The following is a 23681-nucleotide window of genomic DNA, read 5'->3' on the forward strand; positions in this document are numbered from 1 at the left end:
TGTGGGCCCGGCCGTTACGGCCGGGCCCACACCCGTCGATCAGTGGTTGCAGGTGCACGAAGGGTGGCCACACTGGCACCCCTTCGCCTGGGAACACGAGGATGCACCGCATCCGCAGCCGGTGGACTTGCAGCAACTGGTTTTGGGGTGTTGTGTTTCGTTCACAATCAAAACCGTACCCCCGTAGGGTATATACGGTCAACGCCAATCATCGTGATTCGACGCCAGAATGGGCGCCAGGCCGGCACATACGGTCAGGAACGAACAAATCGCGCGATAGCCGCCGACGCTTCGGCCAGTGTCTCTTCGGCCAGGTCGCCACCCTCGGCAACCGCCCGGGTCACGCAGTGATCCAGGTGTTCGTCGAGCAGGCTCAGCGCGATCGCCTGCATGGCGCTGCTCACGGCACTGATCTGGGTGAGCACATCGATGCAGTACTGGTCGTCGTCGATCATCTTCGCAATCCCACACACTTGGCCTTCGATGCGACGCAGCCGCTTGGCGTAATTGCCCCCGCGCTCCGAGTACCCGTGCCTGGTCCGCATCCCGCCTCCTAGCCGTCCGGCGACGCGGGCCTAGCGGCCGGCGCGTGCGTTGTTATTGACAATGATTATCATTACCGTCATGCCGTCTTCGCAACCCACTCTCATTCCCGTCACCGTGCTATCCGGCTTCCTCGGCGCAGGTAAGACGACGTTGCTCAACCACATCTTGGCCAACCGCGAGGGCCGCTCAGCTGGGAATTCGACGACGGCTTCAGCCTTGGCCAGGTCACCAACATCGCAGATCTGCTCGTCGATCAGGTTGAGTTCGCCGATGTGTTGGTGCTCAACAAGACCGATCTGGTCAACGAAAAGACCTGCGGGATGGTGGAAATGGTGCTCCGGCGGCTCACCCCGTCGCGGGTCGTACGCACGCGCAAGGCGTGGTTGATCTCGACGCCGTTTTGGGCCAGCTATCCCGATCCGCTACCGGCCTGGGATGTCACGCACGCGCACTGACAGCCGCCGGCATCGGCTTCAGCTGCCGTACTTGATTCGCAACGCCATCGCGACGATGGAGACCAGCCAGATGCCGACCACGAACAGGGTCAGCCGGTCCAGGTTCTTCTCCACCACCGTCGACCCCGACAGGCTGGACTGCACGCCGCCGCCGAACAGCGTCGACAAACCGCCGCCCTTGGCGCGGTGCAGCAGGACCAGCAGCACCAGCAGCACGCTGGTGATCACCAGGAGGATCTGCAGGGACAACACCATGGCCGCAAGCCTACCGGTCGGGTTCGCTGCGCCGAAATCGACGTGAGCGTGCGACGCTCTCGGTCTTTTCCGCGCTGGCGTCGATCTCGGCGCGACGGCGAGGGGCGATCTCGGCGCGACGGCGAGGCGCACCGGCGAGCAAGCTAGGGCAGCGGCCCGCCGGCGGCGATCGCGGCCAGCGTGGCGAACTGCTCCCCGTCTAGCGAGGCCCCACCGACCAGCGCCCCGTCCACGTCGTCCTGCGCGATGAGTTCGCCGATGTTCTTGGCGTTCACCGACCCGCCGTAGAGCACCCGCACCGCGTCGGCGACCTGCGGCGATGCCAGCTTGCCCAGCTCGGCGCGGGCCGCCGCGCACACCTCCTGGGCGTCGGCGGCGCCGGCCACCCGCCCGGTGCCGATCGCCCAGACCGGCTCGTAGGCGACGACGACCTTGGCGATCTGCTCGGCGGAAAGCCCGGCCAGCGAGCCTTGCAGCTGGCCCACGCAGTGCTCGACGTGATTGCCCGCCTCCCGAATCTCCAGGTGTTCGCCGAAGCACACGATCGGGGTGAGCCCGTGTTTGAGCGCGGCCGCGGCCTTGGCGGCCACCAGGGCGTCGTCCTCGCCGTGGTAGCTGCGCCGCTCGGAGTGGCCGACGACGACAAAGCTGCAGCCCAGCTTGGCCAAAAACGCGCCGCTGATGTCGCCGGTGTAGGCGCCCGAGTCGTGCTGGGACAGGTCCTGGGCACCGTAGGTCAACCGCAGCTTGTCCCCGTCGACCAGGGTCTGCACGCTGCGCAGATCGGTGAACGGCGGCAGCACTGTGACGTCGACCTTGTCGAAGTACTTGTCCGGCAGCGAGAACGCGACCTTTTGCACCAGCGCGATCGCTTCGAAGTGGTTGAGGTTCATCTTCCAGTTGCCGGCGATCAGCGGTTTGCGGCTCATTGGTCCAGCACCTCCAGGCCGGGCAGGGTTTTGCCCTCAAGGTATTCCAGCGACGCGCCACCGCCGGTGGAGATGTGCGAGAAGCCGTCGGCGGGCAGCCCCAGGGCGCGCACCGCCGCCGCGGAGTCTCCGCCGCCGACCACGGAAAACGCGCCCTTGCCGGTGGCGGCGGCGATCGCCTCGGCCACCCCCTTGGTGCCGGCCGCGAACGCCGGGAACTCGAACACCCCCATCGGGCCGTTCCAGAAGATGGTTTGGGCGTTGGACAGCAGCGTGGTGAACCGCTGCACCGACCCGGGCCCGATGTCCAGGCCCATCTTGGAATCCGGGATCTGGTCGGCGGCAACGGTTTCCGGTGTGGCGTCGGCGCTGAACTTCTCGGCCACCACGATGTCGACCGGCAGCCGCAGCACGTCGGCGTAGGTGTCCAGTAGCCGACGGCAGGTGTCGACCATGTCGGTTTCCAGCAGCGAGGTGCCCACCGAAAGGCCTTGGGCGGCCAGGAAGGTGAAACACATGCCGCCGCCGATCACGATGGAATCGGCCTTGGTGGCCAGCGATTCGATGACGGCCAGCTTGTCGGACACCTTCGAGCCGCCCAACACCACGGCGTAGGGCCGGTCGGTGGAACTGGTCAGCTGCTCCAGCACCTTGGTTTCGGCGGCCACCAGCGTGCCGGCGTAGTGCGGCAGCAGGGTGGCCACGTCATAGACGGAGGCCTGCTTGCGGTGCACCACGCCGAACCCGTCGGAGACGAACGCGCCGGGCGAACCGTCGGCGCCGGACACCAACTCGGCGAGCTGGCGGGCCAACGCCAGCCGTTCGTCGTCGTCTTTGCTGGTCTCGCGGGGGTCGAACCGGATGTTCTCCAGCAGCAGCACATCGCCGTCGGTGAGGCCCTCGGCGCGGGCCAGCGCGTCGGATCCGACCACATCGCCGGCCAGCTGCACGTGCTGTCCCAGCTGCTGCGACAGCGCGGCCGCGACCGGCGCCAACGACAGCTTGGGGTCGGGTTGGCCCTTGGGGCGGCCCAGGTGCGCGGTCACCACCACCTTGGCGCCGGCTTCGACCAGCGCTTTCAGGGTGGGCACCGACGCGGTGATGCGGCCCGGGTCGGTGATATTGCCGCCGTCGTCGAGCGGAACGTTCAGGTCGGAGCGCACCAGCACGCCCCGGCCCGAAATTCCTTCGGCCAGAAGGTCGTCGAGCGTCTTGAGCGTCACGGCGGGTTACAGGGACTTGCCGACCAGGGCGACCAGGTCGACCAGCCGGTTGGAGTAGCCCCATTCGTTGTCGTACCAGGACACCACCTTGGCCTGGTTGTCGATCGCCTTGGTCAGGCCCGCGTCGTACAGCGAGGAGTGCGGGTCGGTGACGATGTCGGACGACACGATCGGCGCGTCGTAGTACTTCAGGATGCCCTTGAGCCGGCCTTCGGCGGCGGCCTTGAAGGCGGCGTTGATGTCCTCGACGGACGCCGATTTTCTCAGCTCGGCGGTCAGGTCGGTGACCGATCCGGTGGGGATGGGCACCCGCAGCGCGTACCCGTCGAGTTTGCCCTTCAGCTCGGGCAGCACCAGCCCGATCGCCTTGGCGGCGCCGGTCGAGGTCGGCACGATGTTGACCGCGGCGGCGCGGGCGCGACGCAGGTCCTTGTGCGGACCGTCCTGCAGGTTCTGGTCCTGGGTGTAGGCGTGGATGGTGGTCATCAGGCCCTTGACGATGCCGAACTCGTCGTTGAGCACCTTGGCCAGCGGGCCCAGGCAGTTGGTGGTGCACGAGGCGTTGGAGATGATGTTCTGGCTGCCGTCGTACTTGTCGTCGTTGACGCCCAGCACGATGGTGATGTCCTCGTCGGTGGCCGGCGCGGAGATGATCACCTTCTTGGCGCCCGCGTCCAGGTGGCCCTTGGCCTTGGCGGCGTTGGTGAAGATGCCGGTGGATTCGACGACGACGTCAACACCCAGGTCACCCCAGGGCAGCGCGGCCGGCCCCTCTTTGACCTCCAGCGACTTGATCTTGGTGTTGCCGACGACGATGGTGTCGTCGCCTTCAAGGGTGACGTCGTGCGGCAGCCGCCCCAGGATCGAGTCGAATTTGAGCAGGTGCGCCAGGGTGGCGTTGTCGGTCAGGTCGTTGACCGCGACAATCTCGATGTCGGTGCCGGCGCCCTGGGCCTTCTGCGCGTCCAATGCCCTGAAGAAGTTGCGTCCGATGCGACCAAAGCCGTTAACGCCTACCCGGACCGTCACTGGTCTTACTCCTCGTGTTTGCCGTCTGCTGGTGTGCTCCATCGGCCAGCCTAATGGGCGCTCCCGGGGCTTGTGCGGGCGGTGACGGGTTGCTGAACGTAGCGTGGTGGACGCGGCAGGCCGGGGGCCGGCTGCGCCTGCTCTACCAGTTCGGTCCGGGCTTTCAGCGCATCACCCCGGGCGCGCTGTGGGCCGACGGCCGGCTCGGGTCGCGCTACGCGCGGCTGCTGGACGGTTGCGCGGTGATCAGCGATCTGGCCTGGATCCGGATACCGACCCGACGCATCGGAGCCTGGATGCCGTGCCCGGTGCGGGTGTACGGCAACGACGAGCGCGATGACGCGGTGGCGTGGCTGGCGTCATTGCCTGTCGGCGCTGAGGTGTCCGCTGGGGAGTTGGTCAAGGCCTACCTCGGTGGTGTGGGGGCGGCGGCCGCGAGCCTTGGCGAACTCGTCGTCTCCCGGCTCGGCACGAACCGGGACGGAGCTGGTTGAAGTGGGTGCTCCCGCCAGTCGCAACAGCCCCACTGGCCTCGTGAGCCGGGGCATATGGCGTTGCGTCCGCCTGCCACCCCGCCGGGACCAAAGTGACGGATGAGACGCCAACCGGCTGATCGCCAGGCCCTCGACCGGGCGGTCACACACACCGCCGCGCCCGCTGAGCAGCGACGGCACGGTTAGCCGCGACGTCTGCCCAGGCGCCGCAGCGCCGATTGGGCGGCGTAGTAGCCGCACAGCCCGTGAATCCCAGCGCCCGGCGGGGTGGATTGCGAGCACAGGTAAACACCCGGCACCCCGGTGAAGTAGGGGTCTATGCCCACCCGCGGCCGAAACAGCACCTGCAGCCCATCGTTGGCGCCGCCGACGATGTCGCCGCCGAGATAGTTCGGGTTGTAGCTGTGCAGCTGGGCGGTGGACTTGCTGACGGTCGCCACGATGCGGTCACGGAATCCCGGTGCGGCGCCCTCGATCTGGTCGATGACCGCGTCGGTGGCGTCGCCGGTGTAGCCGAACGGCACGTGCGCGTAGGACCAGATCGGGTTGATGCCGCCGGACGACCGCGTCGGGTCGGCCAGGTACTGCTGCCCGACCAGGGTGAACGGCCGCTGCGGCATTCGGCCGGCCGCGCGTTCGCGTTCGCTGTGCGCGATCTGCTCGAACGTGCCGCCCAGATGCACGGTGCCCGCCCGCCGACACGCCGGGTTGGTCCACGGGATGTCGCCGTCGACGGCGAAGTCAACCTTGAACGCCGAGGAGCCGTACCGGTAGCGCTGATAGGCCCGTTTGACCCGGCCGGGCATGGCATCGCCGTAAATCTTTACCGCCGCGGCCGGACTCAGGTCGAGCAGCACGATGTCGGCATCGGGAATATCGGCGCGGCTGGTGACCGGGACCCCGGTGGCGATCGCACCACCGTGTTCCTTCAGCGCGGCCGCCAGGGCCGCGGTGATCGACCCGGATCCGCCCTCGGCGACCGGCCAGCCATAGCGGTGGCCGCTGGCCACAAACATCAACCCCATCGCCGCGGTCAGCGGCCGGTCCAGCCGGGTGAACCCGTGCGCGGCCGCGCCGCCGTACAGCGCGCGCGCCTGCGCGGTGCGAAACCAGCGCGCCAGCACCGTGGCGGGCAGCACCGCGCGCGGCCCGAACGCGGCCAGCCGGACCGGGTGGCGCGGGATGTGCAGCGCCGGGCGCATCAGATCCTGGCCCAACTCGTCGAAGCCGGCGGCCAGGTCGCCCACCGCCAGCCGCCACCGGCGGGCGTCGCGGCCCATCCCGGCCACGGTGGCGTCGAGCGACCGGAACAGCACCCCGGCACTGCCGTCGTCGAGCGGGTGGGCGCAATCGACCTCCGGCCATTTCCAGGTCAGCCCGTACCTGGGCAGGTCGATATCGTTCCAGAACGGTGAGCCCACCCCCATCGGGTGCGCCGCCGAGCAGTAATCGTGGATCACCCCGGGCACCGTCAACTCCCCCGACCGCGCTCCCCCGCCAATGGTGTCGGCAGCCTCCAGCACGCGCACGTCAATCCCGTTGCGGGCCAGCTGGATCGCGCCGGCCAGACCATTGGGGCCGGCGCCGACGACAACGGCGGTGGTCATTGCACCCTGCCAAGGCCGCGGGCGGTGACGTGCACCGGGAACTCGTCGCCGGGTTCGGGCCAGGGCTGACGGCTCAGCATGTCCTCCACGGTGACATAGCCCGCCTCGATCAGCCCGGATTTGGCGTAGACGAGGTGGATGGGCTGGCCTTGGTGGTGTGCCTCGGTGGGCGTAGCACCGCCGGGGCCATCCACCGGCATACCTCCAGCGCGATCTGCACCCCCACCAGTGCGTCGGGGTCATCGAAGCTCTGCCCGCACAGCGCCATCGCCTGCGCCACCCGGTACTGAACGGTGTTGCGGTGCAGGATCATCGCGTCGGCCGTCGCCACGTAGCTGCGGTTGCGGGCCAAGAATTCGCGCAACGTCGCGCGGAGCCACTCATTGCGCTCCTCGTCAACACTGAGCTCCCGCAGCGTGTCAGCGACGAAACTGCGCAGCCCATCGGGGTCGCCGGCCATCAACGCGATCGGCGCGACCTCGGCATAGAAAACGACGTGGGTGGCGGGTCGGCCCCGGCCGCCCAGCGCCACCGCCTTGATCCGTTCGGCCTGCGCCAGCGAGCGGCGGAAGCCGCCGAGCCCCCGGCCCACGTCGCCGAAGGTCAGGCAGGCACGCAGGCCGGAGGCTTCCAGCGCCGCCCGCACCCGCGCGGGGCGGATGCGGTCGCCGTCACGCAGCGAAAACCACAGCCGCGCTTCGCGTTCCTCGGCGCGGACCAGCAACGGGCGTCCCACCGCGCCCAGCTCGGCGGCCGCCCGCGACCGCACCTGTTCGAAGAGGGCCACCGCATCACCGGCGGGCACCGCCGCGTCCGCCCCCACCACCGCCGCCAGATGCCAACCTTGCAGGCGGTAGCCCAACACCTCCTCGGCCCGGGGCAGATCGACCGGCTCACCGGCGAGCACCTCGCCGAGCCACTGCTGGCGCAGGCCGCTGCGCCGACTCACCCACCGGTCGCGCTCTTGCTCGTAGGCGACCCCGACCTGGTCGCACACCATGTCGATGAAACGGGCCGCGCGGTTGCCCAGTTCGACGCTGGTCGGGCCGCGCGCCCGGCACGCCGCTCGCGAGCGTGCCCAGATCCGGTAAATGCCGCGGCGTGTCGACCGGGGACTCGCACGCTCGCGGGGAAAGGTGACCCCGCTCGCGGCGAAAGGTGACTAGGCGTCTTCGAGGAGGTCGGGGGTAACCGCCGACTCGGTGTCGGGGATGCCGTCCTGTTTGGCCTTGCGGTCGGCCATCGATAGCAGCCGCCGGATCCGGCCCGCCACAGCGTCTTTGGTCATCGGCGGATCGGCGAGCCGGCCCAGCTCCTCCAATGAGGCCTGCCGGTGCTCGACGCGCAGCTTGCCGGCCGCGGCCAGATGGTCGGGCACCGTGTCACCGAGGATCTCCAGCGCCCGCGCCACCCGGGCGGCCGCGGCGACCGCCGCACGCGCCGAGCGGCGCAGGTTGGCGTCGTCGAAGTTGGCCAGCCGGTTAGCGGTGGCCCGCACCTCGCGACGCATCCGGCGCTCCTCCCAGACCAGCCGGGTGCTCTGGGCGCCCATCCGGGTCAGCAGCGCGCCGATCGCCTCCCCGTCGCGCACCACCACCCGGTCGGCGCCGCGCACCTCCCGGGCCTTGGCGCTGACCCCCATCCGGCGGGCCGCACCCACCAGCGCCAGCGCGGCCTCCGGGCCCGGGCAGCTGACCTCCAGCGCCGAGGACCGCCCCGGCTCGGTCAGCGACCCGTGCGCCAGGAACGCGCCGCGCCAGGCCGCCTCGGCGTCGCCGATGCTGCCGCCCACCACCTGGGCCGGCAACCCGCGCACCGGCCGGCCGCGCAGATCCAGCAGGCCGGTCTGCCGGGCCAGCGCCTCGCCGTCGTTGGCGACCCGCAGCACATACCGGGTGTTCTTGCGGATCCCGCTGGCCGACAGCACATGTACCACCGAGTTGTAGCCGTACAGGTCGAAGATGTCCTTGCGCAGCCGTCGCGCGATGATGCCCTGGTCGACCTCGGCTTCGACGACCACCCGGCCGGACACGATGTGCAATCCGCCGGCGAACCGCAGCAGCGAGGCCACCTCGGCGCGGCGCGCACTCACCGAACTCACCACCAGGCGGCTCAGCTCATCCTTGACATCGGCCGTCATCGCCACGCGTCGTCACCTCCCGGTCCGTTCCGGCGGGGTCCCGCCATGCCGGTCTGTTGGCCGCCCGCCTCAACCGGCTTCGAGACAGGGCTCGGGACGGTGGGCGGCGCCGAACTGGAGCCGCGCACCCGGACCCCGTCCAGCGCCGCCGCCAGCTTTCCTGGGTCATGTAAAGGTGTACCAGGTCTGGCGACGTTGGCGAACTGAACATCGGCTTGCAGCAGGGTGGCGGTGCGCCGCAGCTGGTCGCGTTCCCGGTCGCTGGGCACCCGTTCGGCGTCGATGATGATGTCGTGGACGGTGAACCCGGGCGCATGCTGGGCCAGCACGTGCAGGTGTCGCTCCACCGAGAAACCCGCGGTCTCCCCCGGCTCGGCGGCCAGGTTGAGCACCAGCGCCCGGCGCGCCGGGGTAGCCTGCAGCGCCGCGGCCAGCCCCGGCACCAGCACATGCGGGATGACGCTGGTGAACCACGACCCGGGCCCGAGCACCACCAGGTCGGCGGCCATGATGGCGTCCACCGCCTGCCGGGTGGCCGGCGGGTCGCCGGGCAGCAGCCGGACCCGGCGCACCTTGCCGGGGGTGGTGGCGATCGCCACCTGGCCGCGGATCAGCCGGAACATGCGCGGGTCGGCCTCCAGACCGGACACGTCGGCCTCGATCTGCAGCGCGATCGGGCACATCGGCAGCACCCGGCCCTTGACCCCCAGCATCCGGCCCAACTCGTCGAGGGCGGCGACCGGGTCGGCCAGCACATCGTTGAGCCCGGCCAGCAGCAGGTTGCCGATCGGGTGCCCGGCCAGCGCGCCGCTGCCGCCGAAGCGGTGCTGGATGATGGTGGCCCACAGCCGCCCGTGCGGGCTGTCGGAGGCCAACGCCGCCAACGCCATCCGCAGATCCCCCGGGGGCACCACATCGAGTTCGCTGCGCAGCCGGCCCGACGAGCCGCCGTCGTCGGCGACCGTCACCACCGCGGTGACGTGCGGGGTGATCCGCCGAGCCGCCGACAGCGTCGCATACAGTCCGTGTCCGCCGCCCAACGCGACAATGCGCTGGCTCATTCGCGGCCCAGATCCCGGTGCAGGACCCGCACCGACAGGAGGGCATCGCCGCCCTGGGCCTCCAGCACCGCCGCCAACGCTTCGGCGATGGCCACGCTGCGATGCTTGCCGCCGGTGCACCCGATGGCAACGGTCATGTAGCGCTTCCCCTCTCGGCGGTAGCCCTCGACAACCAGGGACAGCAACCGATGGTAGGTATCGAGAAAGTCGGCCGCACCGGGCTGGCCCAGCACGTAGTCGCGCACCGCCGGGTGCTGACCGGTGTGTGGACGCAGCTCGTCGACCCAGTGCGGGTTGGGCAAAAACCGCACATCCATCACCATGTCGGCGTCCATCGGCAGGCCGTATTTGTAGCCGAAGGACTCCACGGTGACGCTGGTGTGCGCGACGGCCTCGGTGCCGAACGCCCGTTCTATGCTCTCCCGCAGTTCGCGCACCGAGCGGGTGGAGGTGTCGATGATCAGGTCGGCGGCGGCCCGCACCGGCGCCAGCATGGCCCGTTCGGCGGCGATGCCCTCGGCCAGGGTCTGTTCCCCCTGCAGCGGGTGGCTGCGGCGGTTGTTTTCGTAGCGGCGGATCAGCATGTCGTCCGACGCCTCCATGAACAGCACCCGCGGGCTGATGCCGCGGGTGGCCAGCTCGGTGCGCACCGAGTCCAAGTCGCCGGTGAAGCCGCGGGACCGAACGTCCATCACCACCGCCAGCTGGGTGATCCGCGACCCCGCGGCCAGCCCGAAGTCCACCATCCGGGTGATCAGCTCCGGCGGGAGGTTGTCGGCGACATACCAGCCCAGGTCCTCGAGGACTTTGGCCGCGGTGCCGCGGCCCGCCCCGGACAGCCCGGTCACCAGGACCACGTCGATCCCGGATTCGCCGGCGCCGGACGGACGGTCGCGCACACCTTCCCCCGTTCCATGCTCGGTCATCCCGATGCCCGCTCCCCTCGAGTCGTCGCGGCCACCCCGGGCGGCTCGGGGCTAGACCCCAAGGCTGCCAGGACCGCCGCGGCGGTCCTGGCGCCGATGCCGGGCACCGCGGTGATCTCGTCGACGGTGGCCTCCCGCAGCCGGGCCACCGAACCGAAATGCGCGACCAGCGCCTTGCGACGATGTTCCCCCAAACCGGGCACCGAATCCAGCGCCGACGCGGTCATCCGCTTGGAGCGTTTGCTGCGGTGGTAGCCGATGGCGAACCGGTGCGCCTCGTCGCGGATGCGCTGCAGCAAATACAGGCCTTCGCTGTTGCGCGGCATGATCACCGGATCCGGTTCGGCGGGCACCCACACCTCCTCCAGCCGTTTTGCCAGCCCGATCGTGGCGACGTCGGTGATGCCGAGCTCGGACAGCACCGCCGCGGCGGCGTTGACCTGCGGGGCGCCCCCGTCCACGACGTAGAGGTTCGGCGGATAGGCGAACCGGCGCGACTTGCCTTCGGCGGTCAGCATATCCGGGTCCTGCTGGTCACGCAGATGGCGTACGAAGCGGCGGCGGGTCACCTCGGCGATCGAAGCCACGTCGTCGGAGCGGCCGTCCCCGGCGGCCTCCCGGATGGCGAAGTGCCGGTAGTCGGATTTGCGCGGCAGCCCGTCCTCGAACACCACCAGCGACCCCACCACGTCGGTGCCCTGCACATGGCTGATGTCCACACACTCGATGCGCAGCGGCGCGTCAGCCAGCCCCAGCGCTTCTTGAATACTTTGCAGCGCAGCAGATCTGGCGGTGAAATCGCCGGCCCGCTTCAGCTTGTGTTGCTGCAGGGCCTCTTTGGCGTTGCGCTGCACGGTTTCGGCCAGCACCCGCTTGTCGCCGCGGCGCGCCACCCGCAGCGCCACCCGCGAGCCGCGCAGCCCGGACAGCCAGTCGGTCAGCTGGTCGGCGTTGGCCGGCAGGCACGGCACCAGCACCTCGCGGGGCACCGGGTTGGTCGCCTCGTCGGCGGCGGTGCCCAGCTCGGCCTGCTCCCCGTAGAACTGGGTCAGGAACTGCTCGACCAGCCGCGCTTCCCCGGAATCACCGGGGTCGTCCGACTTTTCGACGATCCAGCCCCGCTGCCCGCGGACCCGGCCGCCCCGGACGTGGAACACCTGCACCGCGGCTTCCAGCTCGTCGTCGGCGAACGCCACCACGTCGGCGTCGGTGCCGTCGCCGAACACCACCGCCTGTTTCTCCAGCGCCCGCCGCAGCGCGGAGACGTCGTCGCGCAGCCGGGCGGCCCGCTCGAAGTCGAGCTCATCGGCGGCGGCGGTCATCTCCTTTTCCAGGTTGCGGACCAGCCGATCCGTTTTGCCGGCCAGAAAGTCGCAGAAGTCGTCCACGATCTGGCGGTGCGCCTCGGCGCTGACCCGTCCAACGCAGGGCGCCGAGCATTTGTCGATGTAGCCGAGCAGGCAGGGCCGCCCGATCTGGTTGTGTCGCTTGAACACTCCGGCTGAGCAGGTGCGCGCCGGGAACACCCGGGTGAGCAGGTCCAGGGTTTCCCGGATCGCCCAGGCGTGCGAGTACGGCCCGAAATAGCGCACCCCCTTGCGCCGCGGGCCGCGGTAGACCATCAGCCGCGGGTACTCCTCGCCCAGGGTGACCGCCAGCACCGGGTAGGTCTTGTCGTCGCGGTAGCGGACGTTAAACCGCGGGTCGAACTCCTTGATCCAGTTGTACTCCAGCTGCAGTGCTTCGACCTCGGTGGTCACCACCGTCCATTCCACCTTGGCGGCGGTGGTCACCATCTGGCGCGTCCGCGGGTGCAGGCTGGCGACGTCGGCGAAGTAGGACGTCAGCCGGCTGCGCAGGCTTTTGGCTTTGCCGACGTAGATGACTCGACCGTGCGGGTCCCGGAACCGGTACACGCCGGGTTCGACCGGGATGGAGCCGGGCGCCGGGCGGTAGGTGGCGGGATCGGGCACGTTTACAGGCTATCTTTTTGCGGCGAGCAGACGTAAAAGCACCGTTTTGGGCGCTGAAGACGGGGCCTTTACGTCTGCTCGCGGGGAGGGCTGTAGCGCTTGACCAGGTCCCGCACCGCGTCCATGGCCGCCACGGCGCGCTCCTTGTCGACGGCCTGGATCGCCATCACCGGGATGTACTCGTCGTCGGGCAGGTCGATGCGCGCCCAGCGGGCACCGGCCGGAAACGACACCCCCTCCACCACCGACCACGGGATCAGCCGATCCCCGAACAGGTTGCGCACCGACAGCCCGGGTGCGCCGACCCGCAGCCGCGGGCGGGCGAACAGCAGCACACACCCGGCGATGACCAGGCCCAGCCCGGCGATCGCCACCTGGTCGGCGGTCTGGAAGATCACCCCGGATGAGCGGATCTTGAGCAAGAAACCCACCGCGATGTGCACGGCGGCGATCAGGAAGGCCGCGGTGTAGGCGAAGTAGGGCGCCCGGTGCGGGCGCACCACCACGTCCCAGTCGTCGTCGGCGGTCACGGGGCGGTGCGCAGGTCGCGCAGGGTCAGCGCGGTGCTCAGCGCCGCCGCGGCGGCCTGCGCCCCCTTGTCTTCGCTCGACGTCGGCAACCCGGCCCGCTCCAGGGCCTGCTGCTCGGTGTTGGTGGTCAACACCCCGTTGGCGACCGGCGTGGCGGCATCCAGCGACACCCGGGTCAGCCCCTGGGTCACCGCGTCACACACATAGTCGAAATGCGGTGTGGCGCCGCGGATCACCACGCCCAAGGCGACGACGGCATCGTGGCTGTGGGCCAACTCCTGGGCCACCACCGGGATTTCGATCGCACCGAGCACCCGCACCACGGTGGGATTGTCGATGCCGGCGTCGACGGCCACCTTGCGGGCACCGGCCAGCAGCGCGTCACAGATCTGCGGGTGCCAGGTGCTGGCGACGATCGCGAGGGTCAGCCCGGACGCGTCGAGCACCGGCAGATCCGGCACCCCGGCGCCACCACTCACAGAGCCCCGCCGAATTCGCCGGGCAGGTGCACGGATTCGTCGAAATCGTCCAGCCCGGTCAGGTCGTGGCCCATCCGGTCCCGCTTGGTCATCAGGTACCGGATGTTTTCGGCGTTGGCCCGCACCGGCAGCGGCACCCGCTCGATGATGTGCAGCCCGTAACCGTCCAGCCCGACCCGCTTGGCGGGGTTGTTGGTCAGCAGCCGCATCGAGCGCACCCCCAGATCGACCAGGATCTGCGCGCCGGTGCCGTAGTCGCGGGCGTCGGCCGGCAACCCCAGCTTGAGGTTGGCGTCGACGGTATCCTCGCCGGCGTCCTGCAGCTGATAGGCCTGCAGCTTGTGCATCAGCCCGATGCCGCGGCCCTCGTGGCCGCGCATGTAGAGCACCACACCGCGGCCCTCGCGGGCCACCATCGCCATCGCCGCGTCCAGCTGAGGTCCGCAATCGCAGCGCCGCGACCCGAACACGTCACCGGTCAGGCATTCCGAGTGCACCCGGACCAGCACGTCGTGACCGTCGCTGTGCGGCCCGGCGATCTCGCCGCGGACCAGCGCCACGTGTTCGACGTCCTCATAGATGCTGGTGTAGCCCACCGCCCGGAACTCGCCGTGCCGGGTGGGGATCCGGGCCTCGGCGATCCGCTCGATGTGCTTCTCGTGTTTGCGCCGGTACTCGATCAGGTCGGCGATCGCGATCAGCGCCAGATCATGCTCGTCGGCGAACACCCGCAGCTCGTCGGTCTGCGCCATGGCGCCCTCGTCTTTTTGGCTGACGATCTCGCAGATCGCCCCGGCGGGTTGCAGACCCGCCAGCCGGGCCAGGTCGACAGCGGCCTCGGTGTGGCCGGGGCGGCGCAGCACGCCGCCGTCCTTGGCGCGCAGCGGGACCACGTGACCGGGCCGGGTGAAATCGTCGGCGACGCTGGTGGGATCGGCCAGCAGCCGCATCGTGGTGGCCCGGTCCGAGGCCGAAATCCCGGTCCCCACCCCGTTTTTGGCGTCGACGGTGACGGTGTAGGCGGTGCCGTGTTTGTCCTGGTTGACCGCGTACATCGGCAGCAAGCCCAGCCGGTCGCAAACCGCGCCGTCCAGCGGCACACACAGGTAGCCGGAGGTGTACCGCACCATGAAGGCCACCAGCTCCGGGGTGGCCTTCTCGGCGGCGAAGATCAGATCGCCCTCGTTCTCCCGATCCTCGTCGTCGATGACGACGACGGGTTTACCGGCCGCGATGTCGGCAAGAGCCCGCTCCACGGTGTCCAGCCTCGTCATCCGTGCCACCTCAGTCCGTTCGGGAGCGCCAGTCCGCGGAACCCCGTCCGTCCAGTATGAACCACCGCGTCGTCACCGTTATTGCCCTGGTCTTACTCAGCGGGATGTTGCAGCAGGCGTTCGACGTATTTCGCGATGACATCGACCTCCAGGTTGACCGGTGTTTCCACCGGTGCGCGGCCCAGGGTGGTCAGCTCCCGGGTGGTTGGGATCAGCGATACCTCAAACCAGTCGGCACCCACCCCGGAGACGGTCAGGGAGATCCCGTCGACGGTGATCGAGCCCTTTTCCACCACGTAGCGGGCCAAGGCGGGCGGCAGCGCGATCCGCACCACCTCCCAATGCTCGGCCGGGGTGCGGGCCAGCACATGACCGGTGCCGTCGACGTGGCCCTGCACGATGTGCCCGCCCAGCCGGCCCCCCACCGGGGCGGCGCGCTCCAGGTTCACCGCGGCACCGGCGTCGATCTTCTGCAGGCTGGAGCGGTCCAATGTCTCGCGCATCACATCGGCGGAAAACCGGCCGCCGGGCAGCACCTCCACCACCGTCAGGCACACCCCGTTGACGGCGATCGAGTCGCCGTGGGCGGCGTCGGCGGTGACGACCGGCCCGTGGATGACCAACCGCGCGGCGTCGGTCAGATCCTCCCGGGCGACCACCTCGCCCAATTCCTCGACAATGCCGGTGAACACCGCACCAGGGTAGAGCCTGCTGGCTCGGCGGCACCCACCGACGGCGCCACCACGGTTTTCGTCGGCACCGTTACGATTGCCATCATGCTGACGCGCCGCCGCAGAATCCCCGCCGTTGTCCTCGCCATCCTCGCCGTCACCGTCGGCCTGGTCGCCGGCTGTCACTCGAAGTCGAAGGCCAGCGGCCCGCTACCCGACCCCACCACGTTGCTCAAGGAATCCAGTGCGAGCACCAAGAGCCTCAAAAGCGTGCACCTGGACCTGTCGGTGGCTGGGAAAATCGACAAGCTGCCCGTCAAGACGCTCAACGGTGATCTGACCACCGATCCCAAAACCGCGGCCAAGGGCGACGCGAAGATCACCTTCGGGACCTCCGACGTCGACGTCAAGTTCGTGGTGTTCGACGCGGACCTGTATGCGGTGCTCAGCGGCGACACCTGGACCGATTACGGGCCGGCCGCCGAGATTTATGACCCCTCGCAGATCCTGAACCCGGACACCGGCCTGGCCAACGTGCTGGCCAACTTCGCCGACGCCAAGGCCGAGGACCAGGAGACCATCAACGGCCAGGACACCATCAAGATCTCCGGCAAGGTCCCCGCCGACGCCGTCAACAAGCTGGCCGCGCAGCTCAACGCGACCGAGCCGCTGCCGGCGACGGTGTGGATCCAGGCCGCCGACCCGCACCAGCTGGTGCAGGCCACGCTGGACAAGAGCAAGGGCAACTCGATCCAGATGACCCTGTCGAACTGGAACACGCCGGTCACCGTCGACAAGCCGGCGGTGTGATGCGGGCCGGCCGTACGGTAGCGATCGGCGCCGGGAGCCTCGCCGTCCTGCTGGGTGCCCTCGACACCTATGTCGTGGTCACGATCATGCGCGACATCATGGCCCCGCCGCCCGACGGTGTCGGTATCCCGATCAACAAGATTCAGCAGATCACCCCGATCGTCACCTGCTACCTGCTGGGCTACATCGCGGCGATGCCGCTGCTGGGTCGGGCCTCCGACCGGTTCGGCCGCAAGATGCTGCTGCAGGCCAGCCTGGCGGCGTTCGCGGCCGGTTCGGTGGTCACCGCTCTATCCACCGACCTGTCCATGCTGGTGGTCGGCCGCACCATCCAGGGGGTGGCCAGCGGTGCGCTGCTGCCGGTGACGCTGGCGCTGGGCGCCGACCTGTGGTCGGAGCGCAACCGCGCCGGGGTGCTCGGCGGTATCGGGGCCGCCCAGGAGCTGGGCAGCGTACTGGGGCCGCTGTACGGCATTTTCATCGTGTGGCTGCTGCGGGACTGGCGCGACGTGTTCTGGATCAATGTGCCGCTAACCGCGATCGCGATGGTCATGATCCACTTCAGCCTGCCGTCCAAGGCCAAGGGCGACGGCCCGCCGGAACGCATCGACGTCATCGGCGGGGTGCTGCTGGCGATCACGCTGGGCCTGGCCGTGCTCGGGCTGTACAACCCGGAGCCCAACGCCAAACAAGCGCTGCCCGACTGGGGGCTGCCGGTGCTGGGGTTCGCGCTGCTGGCCGCGGTGGCGTTCGGGGTGTGGGAGCGGTTCTTCGCCCGCACCCGGCTGATCGACCCCGTCGGCGTGCACTTCCGGCCGTTTTTCGCCGCGCTGGGCGCCTCGCTGTGCGCGGGCGCCGCGCTGATGGTGACCCTGGTCAATGTCGAATTGTTCGGTCAGGGCGTGCTGGGCTTGGATCAAAACGCGGCGGCCGGTCTGCTGCTGCGGTTTTTGATCGCGCTGCCGATCGGCGCGCTGGCCGGCGGCTGGATCGCCACCCGGGTGGGTGACCGGGCGGTCACCTTCGCCGGGCTGCTCATCGCCGCGTTCGGCTACTGGTGGATCTCCAAGTGGCCGGTCGATCTGCTGGCGTACCGGCACAACTTCGGTTTCTTCACGCTGCCGGCCATGGACACCGACCTGGCGCTGGCCGGGATCGGCTTGGGCCTGGTGATCGGGCCGCTGACCTCGGCGGCGCTGCGGGTGGTGCCCGCGGCGCAGCACGGCATCGCCTCGTCGGGGGTGGTGGTGGCCCGGATGACCGGCATGCTGGTCGGGATGGCCGCGCTGTCGGCGTGGGGGCTGCACCGGTTCAACCAGATCCTGGCCGGCCTGCCGAGCCGCGGTGCTGGTCACTCGCTGGCCGAACAGCTGGCCGCCCAGGCGGCCAATTACCGGCTCGCGTTCGCCATGCAGTACGGGGAGATGTTCTTCATAACCGCGATCGTGTGCATCGTCGGTGCGCTGCTGGGCCTACTGATCGGGGCCCGCAAAGAACACGCCGACGAACCGGAGCCGGATGCGGAAGTGGTCGCCGCCGAGAACTGACCTCGTCGCGAGCGTGCACAGATGTACGCGTTTTCACCGGTTTTAGCGTGCATCTGCGCACGCTCGCGGTCCAGGCCCAAGGCCCAAGGGGTCACGGGGTCACGGGTTGGGGACCAGGCTGAGCAGCACGTCGGGGCCGACGCGCTGCACCCCGTCGAACCGCCAGCGCAGGGCCCGCGCGATGGACGGCACCCCGACGTCGTGCACCGCGGTGATCGGCCCGCCCAGCAGGATCGGCGCCACGTAGGCCAGGATGCGGTCGATCGCCCCGGCCCGCAGAAACGCCCCGGCCAGGGTGGGGCCGCCCTCGATGAGCACATCGGTGCGGTCCGACAGCGCCTTAAGCACCTCGGCCGGATCGTGGGTGCGGATCACCATGGTCCGCGAGTCGTCGTTGAGCACCTTTGCCTCCGACGAGATTTCGCGCTCCCCCACCACGACGCGCAGCGGCTGGCGATCGGCCAGGCTGCCGTCGGGCAGCCGGGCGGTCAACGCCGGGTCGTCGGCCAGCACCGTGCCGGTGCCGACCACGATCGCGTCGGCGGCCGCGCGGCGGCGATGCACGTCGGCGCGGGCGGTGTCGCTGGTGATCCACTGGCTGGAGCCGTCGGCGGCCGCGCTGCGACCGTCGACGCTGGCGGCGTACTTCCAGGTCACGTGCGGTGACCCGGTGCGCTGCTTGTGCAGCCATTCCCGCAGCGGCCCGGCCGCCACCGCCTCGGCCTGCACCCCGGTGATTACCCGCACCCCCGCCGCCCGCAGCCGGTCGGCGCCGCCGGCGGCGATCGGGTTGGGGTCGGTGACGGCGTAGACCACCTGCGCGACCCCGGCGTCGAGCAGGGCGTCGGTGCACGGCGGGGTTTTGCCGTGGTGGTTGCACGGTTCCAGGGTGATGACCGCGGTGCCGCCGGCGGCCAGCCCCCCGGCCCGGCGCAACGCCACCACCTCGGCGTGCGCACCGCCGGCGGGCTCGGTGCCGCCCACCCCGACCACCCGGTGGTCGCGGTCCACGATGACCGCGCCCACCGGCGGATTGGGGTAGGTGCTGCCCTTGACCCGCTCGGCCTGCTCGACGGCCAGCGCCATCGCGGCATCGTGGCCCACGGCCAGCGGGGTGCTCATGGCCGCAGATGCGGGGAGGCGGCCGTGGCCTGCCGGCGCAGCGCCTCGACCGCCGCGGCCGGATCCGCGGCGCTGTAGACCGCCGACCCGGCGACAAAGCAGTCCACCCCGGCCTCGGCGGCCGCCTCGATGGTGTCGGCGTTGATGCCGCCGTCGATCTCGACCAGGATCTGCAACTCGCCGGAGTCGACCAGTTTGCGCAGGGTGCGCACCTTGCCCAGCACCTCGGGGATAAACGACTGCCCGCCGAAACCCGGCTCCACCGACATCACCAGCAAGGTGTCGAAGTCGCGCAGGATGTCCAGGTAGGGCTCCAGCGGGGTGCCCGGTTTGACGGACAGCCCGGCCTTGGCGCCGGCGGCCCGGATATCGCGCGCGACGGCGACCGGGTTGTCGGTGGCCTCGGCGTGGAAGGTGACGTTGTGCGCACCGGCCTCGGCGTACGGCGGCGCCCAGCGGTCCGGGTCCTCGATCATCAGATGGCAGTCCATCGGGATGTCGGTGGCGTTGAGCAAGCTTTCCACCACCGGCAGCCCGAGGGTCAGGTTCGGCACGAAATGGCCGTCCATCACGTCCACGTGCAACCAGTCGGCGCCTTGCACGGCGGCGGCTTCGTCGGCCAGCCGGGCGAAATCGGCGGCCAGGATCGACGGGGCTATCAGGGGCCGTGCCATGGCGCTCAGCCTACTTGGAGCGCCGCGGCGAACATGGCGTCGGTGCCGTGCCGGTGCGGCCACAGCTGCACGTACGGGCCGTCGCCGAGATCGGCGGCGGGGGCGAACAGCGGCCGGGTGTCCAGCGCGGTCACCGGGTGGCGGCGCAGCGCGTCGGCGACCACGCCGACGGTTTCGACCAGGTGCGGCGAGCAGGTGGCGTACAGCACCACCCCGCCGGGGCGGGTCAGCGCGATCGCGGCGCCCAGCAGTTCGCGCTGCAGCTTGGTCAGCTCCGGCAGGTCGGTGGGCTGGCGCCGCCACCGCGACTCCGGGCGGCGGCGCAACGACCCCAGTCCGGTGCACGGCACGTCGACCAGCACCCGGTCGAACCCGGGCGCCAGGCCGGCATCGCGCCCGTCGGCGCAGACCACGTCGACCGGCAGGCCGCGGGTGTTGTCGGTGACCAAACCGGCGCGTGTGGCCGACACCTCGACGGCGGTCACCCGGGCGCCGACCCCGGCGCCCAACCCGGCCAGCAGCGCGGTTTTGCCGCCCGGTCCGGCGCACAGGTCCAGCCACCGCCCGGTGTCACCGTCGACGGGCGCCAGCGTCAGCGCGCGGGCCACCAGCTGGCTGCCCTCGTCCTGGACCAGGGCCTGCCCGTCGCGCACCGCGGCCAGTTGCGCGGGATCACCACCCGGCAAGTACACCGCGTGCGGCGAATACCGGCCGAGGCCACCGCCGACCGCCTCGGCCAGCTCGGCGGCCGACAGCACCCCGGGCCGGGCCGCCAGATGCACCTGGGGCCGCTCGTCGTCGCTGGCCAGCACCGCCGCCAGTTCCCCCGCCCGTGCGCCCAACGCGTCGGCGAAGGCTTGGGCGATCCAGCGCGGGTGGGCGTGGGTGAACGCCAACTGCCCGACCGGGTCGCCGGCCGGCGCCAGCTCGGCCACCCAGGACTGCTCCTCGCGGGCACTGATGGTGCGCAGCACACCGTTGACGAAACCCGCTCGGGCCGAATCGAATTCGATGCCCGCCTGGTCGACGGTGGTGGACACCGCGGCGTGCGCGTCCACCCGGGTGCGCAGCAGCTGGTAGCAGCCCAGCCGCAGCAGATCCAGCAGCACCGGGTTGATGGTGTCGGCCGGTCGTTCCGCGGCGGCGGCGATCACCGCGTCCAGCAGGCCGCGGGTGCGGCAGGTGCCGTAGGTCAGCTCGGTGGCGAAGGCGGCGTCGCGGCCGGTGATGCCGCGGTCGCGCAGCAGCGCCGGCAGCGCCAGGTTCGGGTAGGCGTCGCGGTCGGTGACCGCCCGCAGCACGTCGAACGCGGCGCGCCGGGCCGGGTCCAGCGGTTTGCGGCGCGGCGGGCGAGGACCCTTGCGCTGCGGCGGTTTGCGGGAGGGCCGCCGCTTGGGGTGCGTCATGACGCCCGCACGGCCGGGTCGAGCCGGGCGCCGCGGGCCCAGTCGGCGGCGTCCATGGCTTTCTTGCCGGGCGGCTGAAGGTGGCCCAGCCGCACCGGATCCGACCCGGTGCCGATCCACACGTGGCGCCGGTCGACGTGCAGGACGCCGGGCGGCAACGGTTTCGGCGCGTCGGCGGCGACACCGACCGGCCCGAGCTTGACCCGCAGGTCCCCGATCAGGGTCCAGGCGCCCGGGTTGGGGGTGACGGCCCGGATGCCGCGCTCGACGGCCTGGGCCGGCTGATCCCAGCGCACCCGGGCCTGCTCGACGGTGACCTTCGGGGCGTAGCTGACCCCCTCCGGCGACTGCGGCACCGGGGTCAGTGACCCGAGGCCGTCCAGAGTGGCCTCCAGCAGCTGCGCGCCGGACACCGCGAGCCGGCCCAGCAGATCACCGGCGGTGTCGGTCGGCCGGATCGTCTCGGTGACCACGCCGTAGACCGGCCCGGAATCCAGGTCCGGTTCGATCTGGAAGGTGCTGGCGCCGGTGATGGGGTCGCCGGCGGCGATCGCGGCTTGCACCGGGGCCGCGCCCCGCCACGCCGGCAGCAGCGAGAAATGCAGGTTGATCCAGCCGTGGGCGGGCACCGCGAGCAGCCGCTCGCGCAGCAGCGCGCCGTAGGCCACCACCGCGCAGCACTCCGGCGCCAGCGCCGCCAGTTCGGCGACGAACTCCGCCGAGTTCGGTTTGGCCGGCCGCAGCACCGGGATGTCGTGCTCGAGCGCCAGTCGGGCCACCGGCGACGGCTCCGGTTTGCCGCGCCGGCCGGCGGCGGCGTCGGGTCGGGTGAGCACCGCGATCACCTGGTGGCGGGGCGAGTCGAGGAGCCGCTGCAGCGCGGGTAGCGCGGGTTCGGGGGTACCGGCAAAGACGAGGCGCACTGGGCCAGTGTAGGGACACCGCGTCCAGCGTTTCTCCAGCGTATCGATAGCAGACTCGAACCTGGTACTGCTGCCGCCCACCACGGGGCCGGCGCATTCTGGCCTCAGGCGGCGGTGTCGCCTCCCGCCCCGTTGACCAAGTCGGCATCAGGGAAGGACGTCATGATTGTGGTTCGGCCGTCGCGCCGCATTGAAAACAAGCTCCACAGCGTCGGCCAACAGGTGGTCTCGGTGTTGGGACGCCAATCTTGGCTGGACCGCCCCAGCTACCGCTTTGAGCACGCCGTCAGCTTTGCCTTCTTCCCGTTGGGCCGGGCACGTGAGCGGGTGACCAACCTGCTGCACGGCGTGTGGCTCGGTCACCCCGTGCATGCACCACTGGCCGGGCTGGCGACCGGCGCGGTGGGTACGACGGTGGCGTTGGATGCCGTCAGCTTGCTGCCCGGCCGACCCGCCGCAGAGATCCGCGACGCGTCCCGGTTTGCCCGGCGCGCGCTCGGGTTCGGCGTCCTGATGAACGTGGCAGCAACCATTACTGGCCTCACCGACTGGCAGCACACCCAGGAACGCGATCGGCGCATCGGAGCCGTTCACGGGATGTTGAACACCCTGGCCACCGGGCTCTACGCGGTGTCGTTGCGGGAGCGACGCCGCGGTCGCCACCGGCGCGGGATCGTGGTCGGTGCATTCGGCTACGCGGTCACTATCGCGGGCGGATATCTGGGCGGTCATCTGGTCTTCGAATCCGGCATCGGCACCAACCGATCCGGTGAGCCGCTCCATACCCCGGATTGGACACCGGTACTGCCGTTGCCGTCGTTGCCCGAGCAGCAGCTACGGCGTGTCGAGGTGGACGGGGCCGCGGTGATCCTGTGCCGGGCCGGGGAGAAGATCTCCGCGGTCGGCGAGTACTGTCCGCATCTGGCCGCGCCGATGGCCGACGGCTGGATCGACCGAGGCCGGATGGTATGCCCGTGGCACGGCTCCCGGTTTGACGTCGACTCCGGTGCGGTGTTGCGCGGGCCGGCCGCCGCACCGCTGCCCTGCTATCAGACCCGGGTGCGCGACGACGTGATCGAAATCCGTGGCGGCGCCGGCAGCGGAGCGGACCGGTGAACGCCTACGACGTGCTGAAAGACCACCACCGGGTGCTGCGCGGGCTGTGCGCGACGATCAGCGCGGCACCGGCGGGCAGCGCCGAACGCCGCAGCGCGCTGGATGAATTGCTGGTCGAGTTGGACATCCATATGCGCATCGAAGACGACCTGTACTACCCGGCGATGGCGGCGGCCACCCATCTGATCGCCGTGGCACACGCCGAGCATCGCCAGGTATTCGATCAGCTCGCTACCCTCCTCGGCACCTCCCCGACCGCCGCGCAATACGAGGACGAATGGCATGCGTTCGTCTCGGTGCTGGATGCGCACGCCACCGAGGAAGAGCGCGATCTGGTTCCCCCGCCGACTCCGGTCGATCTCACCGACGACGAACTTGATGCGCTGGGCCGGGATATGGCCGCCACGATCGACAAGCTGCGCAATTCCAGCAGGCATCGATTGCATGTGCGCACTCGTGCCAGGCTGCTGCGGGCACTGTGAGACCGGGCC

General features: G+C 70.3%; 23 protein-coding genes and 3 pseudogenes. 6 read left to right on the top strand and 20 right to left on the bottom strand.

Annotation, left to right across the window (positions count from 1 at the left end; translation table 11 throughout):
• Positions 1–254 precede the first annotated feature (254 nt).
• Positions 255–545 (bottom strand): metal-sensitive transcriptional regulator, encoded by a 291-nt coding sequence (locus ACAG26_RS18340; RefSeq protein ID WP_370484504.1) that lies wholly within the window; start codon positions 543–545, stop codon positions 255–257.
• A gap of 79 nt (positions 546–624) precedes the next feature.
• Here ACAG26_RS18340 and ACAG26_RS18345 point away from each other — a divergent pair.
• Positions 625–949: pseudogene (locus tag ACAG26_RS18345) on the top strand (GTP-binding protein); the annotation flags it as partial.
• A 70-nt stretch (positions 950–1019) separates the two neighbouring features.
• Here the strand turns inward: ACAG26_RS18345 and secG are convergent.
• The 4 genes from secG to gap form a co-directional block, all read right to left on the bottom strand.
• Positions 1020–1256, bottom strand: a complete 237-nt coding sequence (gene secG, locus ACAG26_RS18350) for a preprotein translocase subunit SecG (RefSeq protein WP_370484505.1) — start codon at positions 1254–1256, stop codon at positions 1020–1022.
• Between the two features lie 143 nt (positions 1257–1399).
• Positions 1400–2185: a triose-phosphate isomerase gene (tpiA, locus tag ACAG26_RS18355; protein ID WP_370484506.1), complete on the bottom strand. Its 786-nt coding sequence runs from the start codon at positions 2183–2185 to the stop codon at positions 1400–1402.
• Positions 2182–3408 carry a phosphoglycerate kinase gene (gene pgk, locus ACAG26_RS18360; protein ID WP_370484507.1) on the bottom strand — a complete coding sequence of 409 codons (1227 nt, stop codon included), beginning with the start codon at positions 3406–3408 and terminating at the stop codon, positions 2182–2184. Before pgk ends, tpiA begins: the two co-directional genes overlap by 4 nt.
• Before the next feature lie 6 nt (positions 3409–3414).
• Entirely contained in the window at positions 3415–4437 is a 1023-nt protein-coding gene (gap, locus tag ACAG26_RS18365) for a type I glyceraldehyde-3-phosphate dehydrogenase (protein WP_370484508.1), read from the bottom strand.
• A gap of 89 nt (positions 4438–4526) precedes the next feature.
• On the opposite strand from gap, the gene ACAG26_RS18370 reads away from it, so the two are divergent.
• Positions 4527–4931, top strand: a complete 405-nt coding sequence (locus tag ACAG26_RS18370) for an STAS/SEC14 domain-containing protein (RefSeq protein ID WP_370484509.1) — start codon at positions 4527–4529, stop codon at positions 4929–4931.
• 182 nt (positions 4932–5113) lie between these two features.
• Here ACAG26_RS18370 and ACAG26_RS18375 read toward each other — a convergent pair whose 3' ends face one another.
• The 11 genes and pseudogenes from ACAG26_RS18375 to ACAG26_RS18425 form a co-directional block, all read right to left on the bottom strand.
• Positions 5114–6538, bottom strand: a complete 1425-nt coding sequence (locus ACAG26_RS18375) for a phytoene desaturase family protein (protein WP_370484510.1) — start codon at positions 6536–6538, stop codon at positions 5114–5116.
• Positions 6535–6690: pseudogene (locus ACAG26_RS18380) on the bottom strand (DUF3556 domain-containing protein); the annotation flags it as partial. The pseudogene ACAG26_RS18380 and the gene ACAG26_RS18375, both read right to left, overlap by 4 nt.
• A pseudogene (locus ACAG26_RS18385) lies at positions 6648–7589 on the bottom strand (PucR family transcriptional regulator); the annotation flags it as partial. The pseudogenes ACAG26_RS18385 and ACAG26_RS18380, both read right to left, overlap by 43 nt.
• Before the next feature lie 111 nt (positions 7590–7700).
• Positions 7701–8678, bottom strand: a complete 978-nt coding sequence (whiA, locus tag ACAG26_RS18390; RefSeq protein WP_083341903.1) for a DNA-binding protein WhiA — start codon at positions 8676–8678, stop codon at positions 7701–7703.
• On the bottom strand, positions 8675–9739 hold the full coding sequence (locus ACAG26_RS18395) for a YvcK family protein (RefSeq protein ID WP_370484511.1): 1065 nt from the start codon (positions 9737–9739) through the stop codon (positions 8675–8677). The genes whiA and ACAG26_RS18395 overlap by 4 nt, the downstream gene beginning before the upstream one ends.
• Positions 9736–10665 carry an RNase adapter RapZ gene (gene rapZ, locus ACAG26_RS18400; RefSeq protein ID WP_370484512.1) on the bottom strand — a complete coding sequence of 310 codons (930 nt, stop codon included), beginning with the start codon at positions 10663–10665 and terminating at the stop codon, positions 9736–9738. Before rapZ ends, ACAG26_RS18395 begins: the two co-directional genes overlap by 4 nt.
• Complete coding sequence (gene uvrC / locus ACAG26_RS18405) at positions 10662–12638, bottom strand: excinuclease ABC subunit UvrC (protein WP_370484513.1); 1977 nt, start codon at positions 12636–12638, stop codon at positions 10662–10664. The genes rapZ and uvrC overlap by 4 nt, the downstream gene beginning before the upstream one ends.
• A 68-nt stretch (positions 12639–12706) precedes the next feature.
• Complete coding sequence (locus ACAG26_RS18410; protein ID WP_370484514.1) at positions 12707–13168, bottom strand: PH domain-containing protein; 462 nt, start codon at positions 13166–13168, stop codon at positions 12707–12709.
• Positions 13165–13647: a 6,7-dimethyl-8-ribityllumazine synthase gene (ribH, locus tag ACAG26_RS18415; RefSeq protein WP_370484515.1), complete on the bottom strand. Its 483-nt coding sequence runs from the start codon at positions 13645–13647 to the stop codon at positions 13165–13167. The genes ACAG26_RS18410 and ribH overlap by 4 nt, the downstream gene beginning before the upstream one ends.
• The gene (locus ACAG26_RS18420; protein ID WP_370484516.1) at positions 13644–14921 is read right to left on the bottom strand and encodes a bifunctional 3,4-dihydroxy-2-butanone-4-phosphate synthase/GTP cyclohydrolase II; all 1278 of its coding nucleotides are present in this window, start codon (positions 14919–14921) and stop codon (positions 13644–13646) included. The genes ribH and ACAG26_RS18420 overlap by 4 nt, the downstream gene beginning before the upstream one ends.
• A gap of 92 nt (positions 14922–15013) precedes the next feature.
• Positions 15014–15613: a riboflavin synthase gene (locus ACAG26_RS18425; RefSeq protein WP_370484517.1), complete on the bottom strand. Its 600-nt coding sequence runs from the start codon at positions 15611–15613 to the stop codon at positions 15014–15016.
• 81 nt (positions 15614–15694) lie between these two features.
• On the opposite strand from ACAG26_RS18425, the gene ACAG26_RS18430 reads away from it, so the two are divergent.
• Entirely contained in the window at positions 15695–16402 is a 708-nt protein-coding gene (locus tag ACAG26_RS18430; RefSeq protein WP_370484618.1) for an LppX_LprAFG lipoprotein, read from the top strand.
• The gene (locus ACAG26_RS18435; protein ID WP_370484518.1) at positions 16402–17949 is read left to right on the top strand and encodes an MFS transporter; all 1548 of its coding nucleotides are present in this window, start codon (positions 16402–16404) and stop codon (positions 17947–17949) included. The genes ACAG26_RS18430 and ACAG26_RS18435 overlap by 1 nt, the downstream gene beginning before the upstream one ends.
• Before the next feature lie 99 nt (positions 17950–18048).
• Here ACAG26_RS18435 and ribD read toward each other — a convergent pair whose 3' ends face one another.
• Genes ribD through fmt form a run of 4 tightly spaced genes read right to left on the bottom strand, consistent with a single transcriptional unit; the run spans position 18049 to position 22074 of the window.
• Positions 18049–19071 (bottom strand): bifunctional diaminohydroxyphosphoribosylaminopyrimidine deaminase/5-amino-6-(5-phosphoribosylamino)uracil reductase RibD, encoded by a 1023-nt coding sequence (gene ribD, locus ACAG26_RS18440; RefSeq protein ID WP_370484519.1) that lies wholly within the window; start codon positions 19069–19071, stop codon positions 18049–18051.
• Positions 19068–19745 carry a ribulose-phosphate 3-epimerase gene (gene rpe / locus ACAG26_RS18445; RefSeq protein WP_370484520.1) on the bottom strand — a complete coding sequence of 226 codons (678 nt, stop codon included), beginning with the start codon at positions 19743–19745 and terminating at the stop codon, positions 19068–19070. The genes ribD and rpe overlap by 4 nt, the downstream gene beginning before the upstream one ends.
• 5 nt (positions 19746–19750) lie before the next feature.
• Positions 19751–21151, bottom strand: a complete 1401-nt coding sequence (locus ACAG26_RS18450; protein ID WP_370484521.1) for an RsmB/NOP family class I SAM-dependent RNA methyltransferase — start codon at positions 21149–21151, stop codon at positions 19751–19753.
• Positions 21148–22074, bottom strand: a complete 927-nt coding sequence (gene fmt, locus ACAG26_RS18455; protein WP_370484522.1) for a methionyl-tRNA formyltransferase — start codon at positions 22072–22074, stop codon at positions 21148–21150. Before fmt ends, ACAG26_RS18450 begins: the two co-directional genes overlap by 4 nt.
• 162 nt (positions 22075–22236) lie before the next feature.
• Between fmt and ACAG26_RS18460 the strand changes: the two genes are divergently transcribed.
• Together ACAG26_RS18460 and ACAG26_RS18465 are read left to right on the top strand one after the other, a co-directional pair.
• Complete coding sequence (locus ACAG26_RS18460; RefSeq protein WP_370484523.1) at positions 22237–23190, top strand: Rieske 2Fe-2S domain-containing protein; 954 nt, start codon at positions 22237–22239, stop codon at positions 23188–23190.
• Positions 23187–23672 carry a hemerythrin domain-containing protein gene (locus tag ACAG26_RS18465; RefSeq protein ID WP_370484524.1) on the top strand — a complete coding sequence of 162 codons (486 nt, stop codon included), beginning with the start codon at positions 23187–23189 and terminating at the stop codon, positions 23670–23672. Before ACAG26_RS18460 ends, ACAG26_RS18465 begins: the two co-directional genes overlap by 4 nt.
• The last annotated feature ends 9 nt before the right edge of the window (positions 23673–23681 follow it).

It is taken from the genome of Mycobacterium sp. pUA109, assembly GCF_041287095.1.
GTDB lineage: Bacteria > Actinomycetota > Actinomycetes > Mycobacteriales > Mycobacteriaceae > Mycobacterium.